At 62.0% G+C, this 14793-nt stretch carries 13 protein-coding genes and 4 tRNA genes; 12 read left to right on the forward strand and 5 right to left on the reverse strand.

Annotation, left to right across the window (positions count from 1 at the left end; translation table 11 throughout):
* Positions 1 to 61: 61 nt before the first annotated feature.
* The 6 genes from alaS (at position 62) to KVG96_RS04240 (ending at position 4879) form a co-directional block, all read left to right on the forward strand.
* Positions 62 to 2686, forward strand: a complete 2625-nt coding sequence (gene alaS / locus KVG96_RS04215; RefSeq protein ID WP_217890939.1) for an alanine--tRNA ligase — start codon at positions 62 to 64, stop codon at positions 2684 to 2686.
* 90 nt (positions 2687 to 2776) lie between these two features.
* The gene (locus KVG96_RS04220; protein ID WP_085578225.1) at positions 2777 to 4018 is read left to right on the forward strand and encodes an aspartate kinase; all 1242 of its coding nucleotides are present in this window, start codon (positions 2777 to 2779) and stop codon (positions 4016 to 4018) included.
* 186 nt (positions 4019 to 4204) lie between these two features.
* Complete coding sequence (gene csrA, locus KVG96_RS04225; protein WP_010226667.1) at positions 4205 to 4393, forward strand: carbon storage regulator CsrA; 189 nt, start codon at positions 4205 to 4207, stop codon at positions 4391 to 4393.
* Between the two features lie 62 nt (positions 4394 to 4455).
* Positions 4456 to 4546: transfer RNA gene (locus KVG96_RS04230), tRNA-Ser, on the forward strand.
* A gap of 107 nt (positions 4547 to 4653) precedes the next feature.
* A tRNA-Arg gene (locus KVG96_RS04235) sits at positions 4654 to 4730 on the forward strand.
* A gap of 72 nt (positions 4731 to 4802) precedes the next feature.
* Positions 4803 to 4879: transfer RNA gene (locus KVG96_RS04240), tRNA-Arg, on the forward strand.
* Between the two features lie 19 nt (positions 4880 to 4898).
* Here the strand turns inward: KVG96_RS04240 and KVG96_RS04245 are convergent.
* Entirely contained in the window at positions 4899 to 5417 is a 519-nt protein-coding gene (locus KVG96_RS04245) for a DUF4124 domain-containing protein (protein WP_217890940.1), read from the reverse strand.
* Positions 5418 to 5739: 322 nt separating this feature from the next.
* Between KVG96_RS04245 and mgtE the strand changes: the two genes are divergently transcribed.
* Positions 5740 to 7182 (forward strand): magnesium transporter, encoded by a 1443-nt coding sequence (mgtE, locus tag KVG96_RS04250; protein ID WP_085578223.1) that lies wholly within the window; start codon positions 5740 to 5742, stop codon positions 7180 to 7182.
* A gap of 117 nt (positions 7183 to 7299) precedes the next feature.
* On the opposite strand, the gene KVG96_RS04255 is transcribed toward mgtE, so the two are convergent.
* Entirely contained in the window at positions 7300 to 7626 is a 327-nt protein-coding gene (locus KVG96_RS04255) for an Arc family DNA-binding protein (protein ID WP_003178899.1), read from the reverse strand.
* Between the two features lie 388 nt (positions 7627 to 8014).
* Between KVG96_RS04255 and phnN the strand changes: the two genes are divergently transcribed.
* A complete protein-coding gene (gene phnN, locus KVG96_RS04260) occupies positions 8015 to 8587 on the forward strand; it encodes a phosphonate metabolism protein/1,5-bisphosphokinase (PRPP-forming) PhnN (protein WP_217890941.1) in 573 nt (190 codons plus the stop codon).
* Here the strand turns inward: phnN and KVG96_RS04265 are convergent.
* The gene (locus KVG96_RS04265; RefSeq protein ID WP_217890942.1) at positions 8562 to 8741 is read right to left on the reverse strand and encodes a PA3371 family protein; all 180 of its coding nucleotides are present in this window, start codon (positions 8739 to 8741) and stop codon (positions 8562 to 8564) included. The two genes, phnN and KVG96_RS04265, sit on opposite strands and share 26 nt — an antisense overlap.
* Positions 8742 to 8760: 19 nt before the next feature.
* Positions 8761 to 8991 carry a hypothetical protein gene (locus KVG96_RS04270; RefSeq protein WP_217890943.1) on the reverse strand — a complete coding sequence of 77 codons (231 nt, stop codon included), beginning with the start codon at positions 8989 to 8991 and terminating at the stop codon, positions 8761 to 8763.
* A gap of 280 nt (positions 8992 to 9271) precedes the next feature.
* On the opposite strand from KVG96_RS04270, the gene KVG96_RS04275 reads away from it, so the two are divergent.
* Positions 9272 to 9348, forward strand: a tRNA-Arg gene (locus KVG96_RS04275).
* A 62-nt stretch (positions 9349 to 9410) separates the two neighbouring features.
* On the opposite strand, the gene KVG96_RS04280 is transcribed toward KVG96_RS04275, so the two are convergent.
* A complete protein-coding gene (locus KVG96_RS04280; protein WP_217890944.1) occupies positions 9411 to 10799 on the reverse strand; it encodes a lysozyme inhibitor LprI family protein in 1389 nt (462 codons plus the stop codon).
* Between the two features lie 221 nt (positions 10800 to 11020).
* On the opposite strand from KVG96_RS04280, the gene KVG96_RS04285 reads away from it, so the two are divergent.
* From KVG96_RS04285 to KVG96_RS04295, 3 genes are all read left to right on the forward strand, one after another.
* Positions 11021 to 12625 (forward strand): tetratricopeptide repeat-containing response regulator, encoded by a 1605-nt coding sequence (locus KVG96_RS04285; RefSeq protein WP_217890945.1) that lies wholly within the window; start codon positions 11021 to 11023, stop codon positions 12623 to 12625.
* Positions 12622 to 13314, forward strand: a complete 693-nt coding sequence (locus KVG96_RS04290; RefSeq protein WP_217890946.1) for a sensor histidine kinase — start codon at positions 12622 to 12624, stop codon at positions 13312 to 13314. Before KVG96_RS04285 ends, KVG96_RS04290 begins: the two co-directional genes overlap by 4 nt.
* A gap of 231 nt (positions 13315 to 13545) precedes the next feature.
* On the forward strand, positions 13546 to 14787 hold the full coding sequence (locus KVG96_RS04295) for a glutamine synthetase family protein (protein WP_170930267.1): 1242 nt from the start codon (positions 13546 to 13548) through the stop codon (positions 14785 to 14787).
* Positions 14788 to 14793: the final 6 nt, after the last annotated feature.

A 14793-nucleotide genomic window follows, 5' to 3' on the forward strand; every position in this document is an offset into this window, starting at 1 on the left:
GTTGCTTCGTCTGTCGACGTATTGCACAGGCCTTTGGCCGCAGCCTCCGTGGAAGAACCTAATGAAAAGCGCAGAAATCCGTGAAGCCTTCCTTCGCTTCTTCGAAGAGCAAGGCCACACCCGTGTAGCCTCCAGCTCTTTGATTCCGGGCAATGACCCAACCCTGCTGTTCACCAACGCAGGCATGAACCAGTTCAAGGACTGCTTCCTGGGCCAGGAAAAGCGCGCGTACACCCGCGCCGTCAGCAGCCAGAAATGCGTGCGCGCCGGCGGCAAGCACAACGACCTGGAAAACGTCGGTTACACCGCCCGTCACCACACCTTCTTCGAAATGCTGGGCAACTTCAGCTTCGGCGACTACTTCAAGCGTGACGCCATCACCTTCGCCTGGACGTTCCTGACGTCGGACAAGTGGCTGAACCTGCCGAAGGAAAAGCTGTGGGTGACCGTCTACGCCACCGACGACGAAGCCTACGACATCTGGACCAAGGAAGTCGGTGTGCCGGCCGAGCGCATGGTGCGCATCGGCGACAACAAGGGCGCGCCGTACGCCTCCGACAACTTCTGGACCATGGGCGACACCGGCCCGTGCGGTCCGTGCACCGAGATCTTCTACGACCACGGCGCCGACATCTGGGGCGGCCCGCCGGGCTCGCCGGAAGAGGACGGTGACCGCTACATCGAGATCTGGAACAACGTGTTCATGCAGTTCAACCGCACCGCCGACGGCGTGCTGCATCCGCTGCCGGCACCGTCGGTGGACACCGGCATGGGCCTTGAGCGGATCAGCGCCGTGCTGCAGCACGTGCACTCGAACTACGAGATCGACCTGTTCCAGAGCCTGCTGAGCGCTTCGGCCAAGGCCATCGGCTGCACCAACGACGGCCAGGCTTCGCTGAAAGTGGTGGCCGACCACATCCGTTCCTGCGGCTTCCTGGTCGCCGACGGCGTGCTGCCTTCCAACGAGGGCCGCGGCTACGTGCTGCGCCGGATCATCCGTCGCGCCTGCCGCCACGGCAACAAGCTGGGCGCCAAGGGCAGCTTCTTCTACCAGATCGTCGCCGCGCTGGTGGCCGAGATGGGCGAAGCCTTCCCTGAGCTCAAGGCCCAGCAGGCGCACATCGAGCGCGTGCTCAAGGCCGAGGAAGAGCAGTTCGCCAAGACCCTGGAGCAGGGCCTGAAGATCCTCGAGCAGGATCTCTCCGAGCTCAAGGGCGAAGTCGTGCCGGGCGACGTGGTGTTCAAGCTCTACGACACCTACGGGTTCCCGATGGACCTGACCGCGGACATCGCCCGCGAGCGCAGCCTGACCATCGACGAAGCCGGCTTCGAGCGCGAAATGGAAGCCCAGCGCGAGCGAGCGCGCTCCGCCAGCTCGTTCGGCCTGGACTACAACAGCCTGGTCAAGGTCGACGTCGACACCGAATTCACCGGCTACCACGCCACCAGCGGTTCGGCGAAAGTCGTCGCGCTCTATAAAGACGGCCAGTCCGTGGACGTCTTGAGTGAAGGGCAGGAAGGCGTGATCGTGCTGAACCAGACCCCGTTCTATGCGGAGTCCGGCGGCCAGGTCGGCGACTGCGGCTACATTCAGGCCGGCAACAGCCGCTTCGACGTGCGCGACACCACCAAGACCGGCGGCGCGTTCCTGCACCACGGCGTGCTGGCCTCGGGCAGCCTGATCGTCGGCGCGCCGGTGGAGACCCACGTCGAAGCCGACGTACGTCACGCCACCTCGCTGAACCACTCGGCCACCCACCTGCTGCACGCGGCATTGCGCAAGGTGCTGGGCGACCACGTCCAGCAGAAGGGCTCGCTGGTGGACAGTCAGCGCCTGCGTTTCGACTTCAGCCACTTCGAGGCGATCAAGCCTGAACAGCTGAAGGCACTGGAAGACATCGTCAACGCCGAGATCCGCAAGAATTCGGCGGTGGAGACCGAAGAGACCGACATCGACACCGCCAAGAAGAAAGGCGCAATGGCGCTGTTCGGCGAGAAGTACGGCGACAGCGTGCGCGTGCTGAGCATGGGCGGCGACTTCTCGGTCGAGCTGTGCGGCGGCATCCACGCCAACCGCACCGGCGACATCGGCCTGCTGAAGATCATCAGCGAAGGCGGCGTGGCCTCCGGCGTGCGTCGCATCGAGGCAGTGACCGGCGCAGCGGCGCTGGCTTACCTCAACGCGGCCGAAGAGCAACTCAAGGAAGCGGCCAGCCTGGTCAAGGGCAGCCGCGACAACCTGATCGACAAGCTGTCGGCGGTGCTGGAACGCAACCGCCTGCTGGAAAAGCAGCTCGAGCAGCTGCAGGCCAAGGCCGCCAGCGCCGCCGGCGACGATCTGTCGGCCCAGGCCGCGGACGTCAAGGGCGTGAAGGTGCTGGCCGCCCGTCTGGACGGTCAGGACGGCAAGGCGCTGCTGGCGCTGGTCGATCAGCTGAAGAACAAACTCGGTCGCGCAGTGATCCTGCTCGGCAGTGTCCATGAGGAAAAGGTCGTACTGGTCGCTGGCGTGACCAAGGACCTGACTGGCCAACTCAAAGCCGGTGATTTGATGAAACAGGCTGCTGCGGCAGTGGGCGGGAAGGGCGGCGGTCGCCCGGACATGGCGCAGGGCGGCGGCACAGACGCCGGCGCACTGGACAGCGCACTGGCGCTGACCGTTCCGTTCGTCGAGCAGGGTTTATAAGACGCGCCGCCGGCCCCGCAGTCTAGTGGCGGGCCCGGCGGCCGTTCGAGTGATTATTGGGCGCCCTTCATGGGCAGAGGCGGCTTTGAAATGGCTTTGATCGTACAGAAATTTGGAGGCACCTCGGTCGGCAGCGTCGAGAGAATCGAGCAGGTCGCCGACAAGGTTAAGAAATTCCGCGATGCCGGCGATGACCTGGTGGTTGTGCTGTCTGCAATGAGCGGCGAAACCAACCGTCTGATCGATCTGGCCAAGCAAATCAGTGGCGACGATCAGCCGGTTCCCCGTGAACTGGACGTGATCGTCTCCACCGGTGAGCAGGTCACGATCGCCCTGTTGGCCATGGCGCTGATCAAGCGCGGTGTGCCGGCGGTGTCGTACACCGGCAACCAGGTGCGGATCCTGACGGACAGCGCACACAACAAGGCGCGCATCCTGCAGATCGACGACCAGAAGATCCGCGGCGACCTGAAGGCCGGCCGCGTCGTCGTCGTCGCCGGTTTCCAGGGCGTCGACGAGCACGGCAACATCACCACCCTGGGCCGTGGCGGTTCTGACACCACCGGCGTGGCGCTGGCCGCCGCGCTCAAGGCTGACGAATGCCAGATCTACACCGACGTCGACGGTGTCTACACCACCGACCCGCGTGTGGTGTCCGTGGCTCAGCGCCTGGACAAGATCACCTTCGAGGAGATGCTGGAAATGGCCAGCCTCGGCTCCAAGGTGCTGCAGATCCGTGCGGTGGAGTTCGCCGGCAAGTACAACGTCCCGCTGCGCGTACTGCACAGCTTCAAGGAGGGTCCGGGCACCCTCATTACCATTGATGAAGAGGAAACCATGGAACAGCCGATCATTTCCGGCATCGCCTTCAACCGCGATGAAGCCAAGCTGACCATCCGTGGCGTGCCAGACACCCCGGGCGTGGCGTTCAAGATTCTCGGCCCGATCAGTGCCGCGAACATCGAAGTCGACATGATCGTGCAGAACGTCGCGCACGATAACACCACCGACTTCACCTTCACCGTGCACCGCAACGACTACCAGTCGGCGCAGACGGTGCTGGAAAACACCGCCCGCGAGATCGGTGCCCGTGAGGTCGTCGGCGACACCAAGATCGCCAAGGTCTCGATCGTCGGCGTCGGCATGCGTTCCCACGCCGGCGTGGCCAGCCGCATGTTCGAATCCCTGGCCAAGGAAAGCATCAACATCCAGATGATCTCGACCTCGGAAATCAAGGTGTCCGTGGTGATCGAAGAGAAGTACCTGGAACTGGCCGTGCGCGCCCTGCACACGGCTTTCGAACTGGACGCTCCAGCCCGCCAGGGCGAGTGACGCGTCATCCGAAGGGCGCGGTCTGACCGCGCCCTTTATTTTTTGAATGGCGCAGACGGGAAACTGTTCTTTTGCTTGCGCTGGTCAATACTCAGGCATGTAGGGCTACGATCGCTCCGGTTGTAGGTCGGGTGCCTTTTTTTTGCAGACTGTTGTCCCTGAACTGAAATGCGTGAGGAGAAAGGTATGCTGATTCTGACTCGTCGGTGCGCAGAAAGCCTGATTATCGGTGATGGCGAAATCACCGTGACCGTGCTCGGCGTCAAAGGAAATCAAGTGCGCATCGGCGTCAACGCCCCCAAAGAGGTGGCCGTGCACCGTGAGGAAATTTACCTGCGTATCAAGAAAGAGAAGGACGAAGAACCAACCCATTAATTTTTATCGATTTTTATGTTTGCAAACGGGGAAGAAGGTGGTTAATATACGCCCCGTGTTGCGGAGAGCTGGCCGAGTGGCCGAAGGCGCTCCCCTGCTAAGGGAGTACACCTCACAAGGGTGTCGGGGGTTCGAATCCCCCGTTCTCCGCCATTATTTTCGTAGTTCGTTGTAATCTGGCTTTTTCGGTAAGTTGTTGAAATTACTAGAAAAAGTACTTTACAAAAGGATTCAACGGTCTATAATGCGCGGCAACAAATGCACTCGTAGCTCAGCTGGATAGAGTACCCGGCTACGAACCGGGCGGTCACAGGTTCGAATCCTGTCGAGTGCACCATTTAAGAGTTGTTTATAGCGATATAGATAACTCGGCTTCAACCAGTTGTGGTCTGGTCTAAAAACACAAAATGCACTCGTAGCTCAGCTGGATAGAGTACTCGGCTACGAACCGAGCGGTCACAGGTTCGAATCCTGTCGAGTGCACCATACACCAAAAAGCCCGCGTTTAACGCGGGCTTTTTGCTATCCGGGATTTGGCTTTTCCCGTCACGCATCCTTTCTCGTCGAAATCCACTTGCGCACTGCGGCCCCGTTTGAGGTCGTAGCGATAGGTCGTGGATGAGTTGCGCTGGGTGATTTTGTCCGGTTTGCCCAAGGCGCTTTCGACATCCTGCTGGCTCATGCCGGTGACGACTCGACGATTGATGATCGCTTCACGCCTCTGCCTTGCGTCGATCAGGTTGCCGCATTTGTCTTGTGCGCGGCCGATGATGGCCGGTTCGCGCCTTTTGCCTCGGTTGCCGTCGGTTTCTTCGTGGCGGGCTTCCGGCAGCAGGGGCGCGACCGAACCGGGTGCGTAGGGGCTCAGTTCTTGTCGCGAAAGGCGTTCGCCGTTCGTGCAGCTCAAGGTGGTGAAGGTGATGCGCCCGTCTTCGGCCTCGCAGCGATGGACGGTGGTCGCCCCGGCGGCGGGCGGCAGGCAGAGCAGGGTGGTCAGAACGATCGGGGTGGGTTTCAAGGGCATCGGGGCGTCCTCCGTGACGGGCCATGTCCAAGGGTAGCCGCTGCTTTTTCCGTTGCCGGTGTGTTTTCTTTTCAGGATGAGTCGTCGCAGTTCCATGGATCAGGGCGGCGCTGAGCTTTGTCTCGCAAGCGCTTGTTTCAGCCATGATTTTTTAACGTTTTAAACCGTCAGGCGGTGTATCATTGCGCCCGTCAGCCCCGCCGGGGCTTATGGAAAACCTCCATGGACTTACCCAGTAGTTGTTCAGTAGCCCGTTTCACCAATCAAGAATTGACTGATTGATCCTTCCGGCGTGCCCCGCTGCTGGGAGTGGAGTTCGCCTATGTCTGAAGTTGAAGTAAAGAAAACACAGGAAAGCCTGCAGGATCGCCTGGCTCAGGTCGTTGAGCTGCTGCAGCGCCAGAAGGTCGTCGAAGACCTGACCCACCGCCAGGAAGGCGCTCATCACGACCGGGTCGAGAACCTGGTTCACCGGCAAAACCTGGTCGAGCTGCAGCGCAAGCTCGATGACCTGCACTCCGCCGACGTCGCCTACATCCTTGAAGCCTTGCCGCTGGACGACCGTCTGACGCTCTGGCAACTGGTCAAGGCTGACCGCGACGGCGACATCCTCCTTGAAGTGTCCGATTCGGTCCGTGAGTCGCTGATCGCCGACATGGACGATCACGAGCTCCTGGCCGCCGCCAAGGAGCTGGACGCCGACGAACTCGCTGACCTGGCCTCCGAGCTGCCGCGGGACGTCGTCCACGAGCTGATGGAGTCCCTGGACAACCAGCAGCGCGAGCGTGTGCGTTCGGCCCTGTCCTATGACGAGGAGCAGGTCGGTGCGCTGATGGACTTCGAGATGGTGACCATCCGGGAAGACGTCAGCCTGGAAGTGGTGCTGCGTTACCTGCGCCGCCTCAAGGAGCTGCCGGGCCATACCGACAAGCTGTTCGTGGTCGATTACGACGGCGTGCTCAAGGGCGTGCTGCCGATCAAGCGCCTGCTGGTCAATGATCCGGAGAAGCAGGTGGCCGAAGTCATGGCCAGCGATCCGGTGAGTTTCCACCCGGACGAGGACGCCTACGACGCGGCGCAGGCGTTCGAGCGTTACGACCTGGTCTCCGCCCCGGTGGTGGACAAGAACGACAAGCTGATCGGCCGTCTGACCATCGACGAAATGGTGGACCTGATCCGTGAGGAAAGCGAAAGCGAAGTCCTCAACATGGCGGGTCTGCGCGAAGAGGAAGACATCTTCGCTTCGGTCTGGAAATCCTTGCGCAACCGTTGGGCCTGGCTGGCGATCAATCTGATCACGGCATTCGTCGCCTCCCGGGTGATCGGCCTGTTCGAAGGCTCGATCGAGAAACTGGTGGCGCTCGCGGCGCTGATGCCGATCGTGGCGGGCATCGGCGGCAACTCCGGCAACCAGACCATCACCATGATCGTCCGTGCCATGGCGCTCGATCAGGTCAGCACCGGCAACACCTCGCGCCTGATGCGCAAAGAGCTGGCGGTCGCCCTGATCAACGGTTTGATCTGGGGCGGGGTGATCGGTGTGGTCGCTTATTTGCTGTACCACAGCTGGTCGCTCGGGGTGGTGATGACGGCGGCCATGACCCTGAACCTGCTGCTGGCGGCGTTGATGGGGGTGCTGATCCCGATGACGCTGGCGAAGATGGGGCGCGACCCGGCGATGGGTTCCAGCGTGATGATCACCGCGATGACCGACAGCGGCGGTTTCTTCATCTTCCTGGGGCTGGCGACGATCTTCCTGCTCTGACCTCGCTCGAAACAGCCCGCCCATCGGCGGGCTTTTTGTTGCCTGCAAAAGGCGTTTGGCCAAATGCCGGGCAAAAAAAAGCCAGCATGCAGGCTGGCTTGAGATGTTCTGTGCGGCTCAGGACGCGTCGGCGGCCATTTCGGCGTCGTGGGCGATCAGCGACACCAGGGCGTTCTGCTGGCGGTGGGAGAGTTGACGGAAGCGTTGCAGCAGTTCGCGTTCGTGCAGCGACAGCTCGGGGCTGTCCAGACGCATGCTCAGCTCTTCGCCCAATGCGCCTTCCTGAATGAGGCTCTGCTCAAGACGGGCAATGATCTCTGAGTTCATGCTGCGGTGATGATTGCGAGCCACCTCGGCGATGCGTTCACGCATTCCGTCTGGCAGGCGTACGACGAACTTGTCAGCCGTGCGGCTGGAATAAATTGCCTGTTTCAATGGGCGCATATAGTTAACCGGTTAGTTCAGGGGAGCGGTTCTCGGAATTGGCCGCAGGATGAGTGGTAGGACAAGCACCCTCGCCAAATGGTTCAACCTGAATTGTTAAGAGGCCCGCATCATGCCTCAAAATTGCCAGATCCTTGGCGTCAATTCTGTGACAAATATTGATCTGGGTAAAGGCGTAATGCCAGCACCAATTATCAGAAATGCGGACTGGTTTGAAAAGATTGCCCGGTGCGCATCGCCGACCGCATCCCGATGCACGAGATCGGGTGCCCGACGGCGCCAGAACGTGCATGCTATGTGGCTTCGATCCTTCAGCCCTACCTTTTAAAGGATAGTGGCAAATGGCCGATTTTCTAGTTCGCAACCCTTGCCGGAGGGCACTTTCAGGATGGACGGCAGGCTGATTTACCTGATGGGGCCGTCCGGTTCGGGCAAGGACAGCCTGATTGACGCTGCGCGTGAGCCGCTCAGGGCGCTCGGCTGCGACGTGGTGCGGCGGGTGATCACCCGGTCGGCGGAGTCGGTGGGCGAAGAGGCGGTCGGCGTGACGCCGCAGGAGTTCGAGCAACGCCGCAGTGCCGGCGATTTTGCGCTGTCATGGCAGGCCAACGGCCTCAGCTACGGCATTCCGGTGCAGATCGATCAATGGCTGCAGTCCGGGCGGCATGTGTTGGTCAACGGATCGCGCGGACACCTGGCCGAAGCGTTACAGCGTTATCCGACGCTGTTGCCGGTGCTGTTGACGGTTCGGGATGACGTGCTGCGCGAGCGCTTGTTCAGGCGAGGGCGGGAAACCCTGGCGCAGATCGATGCGCGGCTGGCGCGCAATGCCTTGTTCGTGGCGGGCGACGCGGTCGGTGATGCGCCGGTCCATCGGCTCGACAATTCGGGGGCGTTGGCGGACACCGTCGCCCGCTTGCTGGCGTGGGTGAGGCTCAGCGCAGCACCGGATCGAACTTGATCTTGCGGCCGGCCACCAGCGCCAGCACGAACAGCACGGCGAATACGCCGCAGCCGATCAACGGCAGGGAAAGCTCCGCCTCTTCGAAGAGCGAAAGATGAGCGATGCCGCTGAGCAGGGCGAGGATCAACAATCCCAAGGCCGATCTGGACATGCAGTCCTCCTGAAAAAAATTAGAACGCCAGGCGCTCGGTCGATTGCACCGGCAATGCGTGCCCAGGCCCGTTGACCTCCTGCGGCGCGAAGCCCTGACGGTCGCTCAGCACAGCCCATTGCGGCGCTTTCTGCACCATCAGGTAGTGCGGCAGGCGTTGGGCCACCGAGGCGTCTTCCCGAGGCGCAAAATGAACCCCCACCAGAACCGCGAGGGCGATCGCATTGGCGAGCAAGAGGGCGCTGTTCATGGGCTGATCTCCGTTTGTTCTTTGGGAACAGGCGAAGCAGCCGGCGTGCCAATAGTCTAACCGCTGTTAAGTCCTTTAAAAACAAGCATTTGAAAGGGTCTTTCGGAGCGTTTGACGTGCATTTCGCAAGGGTGGCCGTTTAATGGGATGCAAAATGCACGACGAAAGCTCCCGCGATATTGCAGGGTGCCTGCCTACGCTCAAAAAGCCCTACGGATGACATGACAAACAGGGGCATGGCCGTTAACATGCTCGCCGTCCGTCACTACGGCAACCTTGTGTCCCAGTAGCTCAATTGGATAGAGCATCCCCCTCCTAAGGGGAAGGTTGGCAGTTCGAACCTGCCCTGGGACACCATCCTTTCGAAAGCCCCGCGCAGAGCGATCTGGCGGGGCTTTTTCATGATGTTTCGCCGCCCCTCAAAAAAGCCCGATCCCTTCTTCGGCCTTGCCGATCGTGGCATCGACCTGGGTGGCTCGGCGCCGGCCATTGACCGAGTAACTGCGCTCCTGACCTTCAACCCCGGGTTTGCGCAGTGTGAGCAGTGCGGGCAATCCATCCTTTTCGCTGTAGCTGCCGAACCAGTTGTTCAGCCTGGCGATGAAGCACTCGTTGCCGATGGTCACCGGCATGTCCGTGACCGATTCGATGGCGTAGTAGCCCGCGCCGTAGCTGTAGTAGTCATCGTCGCCTTGCCCGGATGCAGGAATGGGGCAGAGGGGATCCGTGCCCTGCTTGAGCTGTTGGGGGTTGCCGGCGTTCGATTGGGTCAGGGCTTCGGTGAGCGCCGCTTGCAGGCCCGGCTCCAGCGTGTAGCTGGAGTTGTTGTTGTCTTCGGCGTACTGGGTGGCGGGTACGGTCAGTCGGTATTCGTAACGGACCGTCACGGTGGGGATCTGGCTGTTGATTTTCAGCGGGTTGAGCAGATAGAGCCGGTCGGTGCCGTAGGAGCCGTTGAAGTAGGTGACGTACATTCTTCCGTGAGATTCGATCCAGCCAACCGATTGGTTTGCACCGCGATCACTGGTCGATAACGAGTAGCGGCCATTGATCGCCTCAGGATCGTAAGGGGCCTTTCGTCGTGTGAACCGTGCTCCGTTGCGATGGAGCGTTTCATAGCTGTTGACCAGGCCGGTGCCGCCGGAATAGGTGGAGACGAACAGATCCCTCTGACCATCGCCGTCCAGATCGATCAAGGTGTAAGTGGCTTGACCTTGCTCCGCATCCGAATCAAGGCCGGAGGCGTTCAGGGCTTTCCATTCATCCGGCGAGACCCCCTCGGGCCGGGTCTTGGGGAAGGTCGTTTGATCGTAGGCGTTGTCTTTGCTCGGATCGCCGGAGAACGAGCTTTCGTTTCTTTTGCTCGTGAGCGTGCCCAGTGCCCGTTCCAGCGCAAACTCCGGGTTGTCGTCGATCATCTTGAGAATGCGTTGGCGCAGGTCTTCCATGACCTCCCGGTCGATGTCGTCGGGCTTGTAGGCGACGGCCTCGATCCACTGCGCGTGCAAGGTCTGCAAGCGATCCTGGTACTGTTGGTGCAGGCAAGCGATGTCGTCGGCGCAGCCGTCACGGGTCTTCAGCCATTGGCGCTGGCCCGACTTCAGTTCGGCCTGCGCCTGCGGAGCGGCCTTCATCAGTTTGCGGTAGGTCGAGCCCATCTCCGCATCCAGCCCATACAGCGGCTTGTCCGCGCAAACGGCGTGTTCCACGACACTTTGCGCCTTCTCGCAATCCATGCCGTTCGCCCAAGCGGTCTGGGCGAACAGCAACGCACACGCCGGCACAACACAGCTTCCTTTGATGAACACGATCAATCCCTTGCGGTTGGATGAAAAGAACAGCCGCGAAGGGTAATCCCGCCGCAAGGAATCTTGAAGCCCGGCTTCAAGAGAACCGCTGATCCGGCCGATAACCCTTGGGGTGACTGCGGGGTCGCGCGAAATCGCTTGATAGCATTTGGCCTGCCGCTATCATCTGCGCGCCCGCGCAAAGTCTCGGTCCGTCCTCTTCAATTGCCTGGAAATCCTCGATGTCGTCGTATCACCAAAAGAGTTTTCTGATCGTCGATGATTTTTCGGATTACCGCAGTTCTGTGCGTTCGATGCTGCGCGAGCTCGGGGTCAAGGACGTGGACACCGCCGACAGCGGCGAGCAGGCGCTGAAGATGTGTTCGCAGAAGTCCTACGATTTCATCCTTCAGGACTTCCACCTGGGGGACGGCAAGAAGAACGGTCAGCAGGTGCTGGAAGACCTGATGATGGAAAAGCTGATCAGCCACGAGGCGGTGTTCGTGATGGTCACCGCCGAGACCAGCCAGGCGATGGTGCTCAGTGCCCTGGAGCACGAGCCCGATGCCTACCTGACCAAGCCGTTCAACCGCATCGGCCTGGCCCAGCGCCTGGAGCGCCTGGAGCAGCGCAAGACCCTGCTCAAACCGATTCTGCAGGCCCTGGACCGCGGCAAGCCGGTCGAGGTGCTCAACGCCTGCATCGCCCTGTGCAAGCAGGACATCCGCTATTCGCCGCTGTGCCTGCGCTACCGCGCCGATGCGTTGCGCGACATGAACCAGAACGAAGCGCTGGAGCGCCTGTACGACAGCATCCTGGCCGACCGGCCGTTGCCGTGGGCGTTCGCCGGGCTGGGCCAGTTGCTGTTCAAGCGCGGCCAGATCGCCCAGGCCAAGGGCGTCTACGAAAAGGCCCTGAAGGTGTTCCCGATGATGCCGGCGCTGTACGACGGCATGGCCGAGGTGCTGGTGGCCGAGGGCGACAGCAAGGGCGCGCAGAAGGTGCTCGAAGAGGCGATTCGCCTGTCGCCGCTGGCGGTGCGCCGGCAGGCGCTGCTGGGCAAGCTGGCGATGGCCAACGAAGATTTCGACACCGCCTCCCGCGCCTACCGCCAAGCGGTGCACCAGGGCGCTCAGTCGCGCTTCAAGGATCCGGAAAGCAACCTCGGTCTGGCCCATGCGCTGATCAGCAAGGGCAGCGAGAAGGGGCTGGACACCCGCACCCGGCTGGAGATCAATACCACCCTCAGTGCCGTGGCCAAGGAAAATCCGTCCGACCCGGGCCTGCAGATCCGTGCGCGGCTGATGAAGGCCACCAGCCTGTTGCTCAACGATGCCGAAACCGCCGAGAAGCTCACCGAGCAGGCGTTGCTGCGCCTGGACGGCATGGAGCAGTTCATGAGCCCGGAAGCGGCGCTGCTGGTGGCCAAGCAGTTGCAGATGCTGGGCCAGACCGAGGCGGGCACCTCGATGCTCAAGAGCTGCGCGGAAATCTACGGCGACGATCCGACGGTGATGAAAGACATCGCCAAACTGACCGACGACCCCGCTATCCTCAGTTCCAGCAACGCCGCCGCCGAGCTCAACCGTCAGGGCGTGCGGGTATACAAGACCGGCAACCTGGCCGAAGCCCGCGAGGTGTTCCGCCGGGCGCTGAAGATGCAACCGAAGAACATCAGCATCGCGCTGAACATGGCGCAGTCGCTGCTGCACGGCACCGACACCAAAGTGCCGTCGGCGGAGCTGGAAGAATGTCGGGCCTGCCTGAAAACGGTCGGCCTGATGCCCGACACCGATGCGCGTTACCCGCGCTACCAGAAGCTGAAAAGCAAGGCGTTTGGCGAATGAACCGAGACGAGCAGGCACTGGATTTCTCCACGGTGATCGCATCCACCGTGCACGACATGAAGAACTCACTGGCGATGCTGACCCAGGCCCACAGCCAATGGCTGGCGCGGCTGCCCGAGGCGCAGCGCCAGGGGCCGGAGCAGGGGGTGATCGACTTCGAGTTCGCGCACCTCAACGGCATGCTGGTGCAGCTGCTGGCGCTGTACAAGCTGGGCGTCAACCAGATGCCGCTGCAGCCGGCCTACCACGAGCTGGACGACTTCATCGAAGCGCAACTGGCCGCGCACCAGGAGGTGTTCGCCAGTCGCGGGATCGTGGTCACGTACGAGGTCGATCCCCTGAGCCCGCTGGGCTTCTTCGACCGTGAGCTGGTCGCCTCGGTGCTGGGCAACATCATCAACAACGCGATCCGTTACGCCCGCGAGTCGCTGCTGATCACCGTCAGCGACGAAGCCGGGCAACTGGTGCTGAGCGTCAACGACGACGGCGCCGGCTACCCGGCCGAGATGCTCGAGCGCCAGGCCGACTATGTGCAGGGCATCAACCACAGCAGCGGCAGCACCGGCCTGGGCCTGTACTTCGCCGGGCGCATCGCCGCGCTGCATCAGCGCAACGGTGTCGAGGGGCGTACCGAGATCCGCAACGGCGGTCCGTTGGGCGGTGGGGTGTTCAGTCTCTATTTGCCGTGAAGCCCCGGCTTTTCAGGTGTTCTGCGGGTTGTTCGGCTTTTTGTTGGCGACTGCTTGATATTCCGAACAGCCGAAGCCTATTTTGTACGGGTCGCCGTTCGCGGCTCGCACAATAACAAGGATTGCGTCATGACAACCGATGGCCAGCGTTCACTCGCGCAGCGATTGACGGGCATTGATGAGATTGAATGTGTCACGCCGGATTTGAACGGCGTGCCACGGGGCAAGGTGATGACCGCCGAGGGCTTCCTCGAAGGGCGGCGTCTGCAGTTGGCCCGGGGGGTGCTGCTGCAGTGCATCATGGGCGGCTATCCGCCGGCGCGGTTCTACGGCAGCGACGACGGCGACCTGGCGCTGGTGGCCGACCCTGCGCAGATCCATCGCCTGCCGTGGAGCGAGCAGCCCCGGGCGCTGGCGATCTGCGACGCGGACGAGCTGACCGGCGAAAGCTCCAGCCTCTCCACCCGCGGCCAGCTCAAGGCGGTCATCGCCCGTTACGCGGCCCGCGGCCTGGCGCCGGTGGTGGCGACCGAGCTTGAGTTCTTTGTCTTTGCGCCGAACACCGATCCGACCCAGCCGTTCCAGCCGCCGCTGGGCCTGGACGGGCGCCGCGAGGACGGCCATTCGGCGTTCAGCGTCAGTTCCAACAACGGCCTGCGGCCGTTCTTCAGCGACGTCTATAAATGCATGGCGGCCCTGGGCCTGCCGCGTGACACCTTCATGCATGAAATGGGCGTCAGCCAGTTCGAGATCAACCTGCTGCACGGCGATCCGCTGCTGCTGGCCGACCAGACGTTCCTGTTCAAGCACCTGCTCAAGGAAGTCGCGCTCAAGCACGGCCTGACCGTGGTGTGCATGGCCAAGCCGCTGGCGCACACGCCGGGCAGTTCGATGCACATTCACCAGAGCATCGTCGAAACCGGCAGCGGCAAGAACGTGTTCAGCGACGAGGCCGGGCAGCCGACCGCGATGTTCCGCCATTTCATCGGCGGGCAGCAGGCGGGCCTGGCCGACTTCACCGCGCTGTTCGCGCCGAACGTCAATTCGTACCAGCGCCTGTGCCATCCCTATGCTTCGCCGAACAACGCCTGCTGGTCCCACGACAACCGTGCGGCGGGCCTGCGCATTCCGGCCAGTTCGCCGGTCGCCCGCCGGGTCGAGAACCGCTTGCCCGGCGCCGACGCCAACCCGTACCTGGCGATCGCCGCCAGCCTGGCCGCCGGTCTGCACGGCATCGAGCATGAGCTTGAGCCGACCGCGCCGATCCAGGGTGAGTTCGAGGTGCCGGACAATCTTTCGCTGCCGTGTACCTTGCACGCGGCGCTGGAGCGTCTGAAGCGTAGCCAGTTGGCCCGGGAACTGTTCGGCAAGGAGTTCATCGAAGGCTACATCGCTTCGAAGAGCATGGAGTTGACCAGTTTCCTCGATGAAATCACTCCCTGGGAACGGCGCGTTCTAGCTGCCCAGGCCTGACGAACC

Origin of the sequence: Pseudomonas ekonensis (assembly GCF_019145435.1) — a bacterium.
GTDB lineage: Bacteria > Pseudomonadota > Gammaproteobacteria > Pseudomonadales > Pseudomonadaceae > Aquipseudomonas > Aquipseudomonas ekonensis.

What these genes read in the sequence shown, in the direction of transcription:
- alaS (WP_217890939.1), top strand. Translation starts at nt 62, where the DNA reads ATGAAAAGCGCAGAAATCCGTGAAGCCTTCCTTCGCTTCTTCGAAGAG.
- KVG96_RS04220 (WP_085578225.1), top strand. Translation starts at nt 2,777, where the DNA reads ATGGCTTTGATCGTACAGAAATTTGGAGGCACCTCGGTCGGCAGCGTC.
- csrA (WP_010226667.1), top strand. Translation starts at nt 4,205, where the DNA reads ATGCTGATTCTGACTCGTCGGTGCGCAGAAAGCCTGATTATCGGTGAT.
- KVG96_RS04245 (WP_217890940.1), bottom strand. Translation starts at nt 5,417, where the DNA reads ATGCCCTTGAAACCCACCCCGATCGTTCTGACCACCCTGCTCTGCCTG.
- mgtE (WP_085578223.1), top strand. Translation starts at nt 5,740, where the DNA reads ATGTCTGAAGTTGAAGTAAAGAAAACACAGGAAAGCCTGCAGGATCGC.
- KVG96_RS04255 (WP_003178899.1), bottom strand. Translation starts at nt 7,626, where the DNA reads ATGCGCCCATTGAAACAGGCAATTTATTCCAGCCGCACGGCTGACAAG.
- phnN (WP_217890941.1), top strand. Translation starts at nt 8,015, where the DNA reads ATGGACGGCAGGCTGATTTACCTGATGGGGCCGTCCGGTTCGGGCAAG.
- KVG96_RS04265 (WP_217890942.1), bottom strand. Translation starts at nt 8,741, where the DNA reads ATGTCCAGATCGGCCTTGGGATTGTTGATCCTCGCCCTGCTCAGCGGC.
- KVG96_RS04270 (WP_217890943.1), bottom strand. Translation starts at nt 8,991, where the DNA reads ATGAACAGCGCCCTCTTGCTCGCCAATGCGATCGCCCTCGCGGTTCTG.
- KVG96_RS04285 (WP_217890945.1), top strand. Translation starts at nt 11,021, where the DNA reads ATGTCGTCGTATCACCAAAAGAGTTTTCTGATCGTCGATGATTTTTCG.
- KVG96_RS04290 (WP_217890946.1), top strand. Translation starts at nt 12,622, where the DNA reads ATGAACCGAGACGAGCAGGCACTGGATTTCTCCACGGTGATCGCATCC.
- KVG96_RS04295 (WP_170930267.1), top strand. Translation starts at nt 13,546, where the DNA reads ATGACCGCCGAGGGCTTCCTCGAAGGGCGGCGTCTGCAGTTGGCCCGG.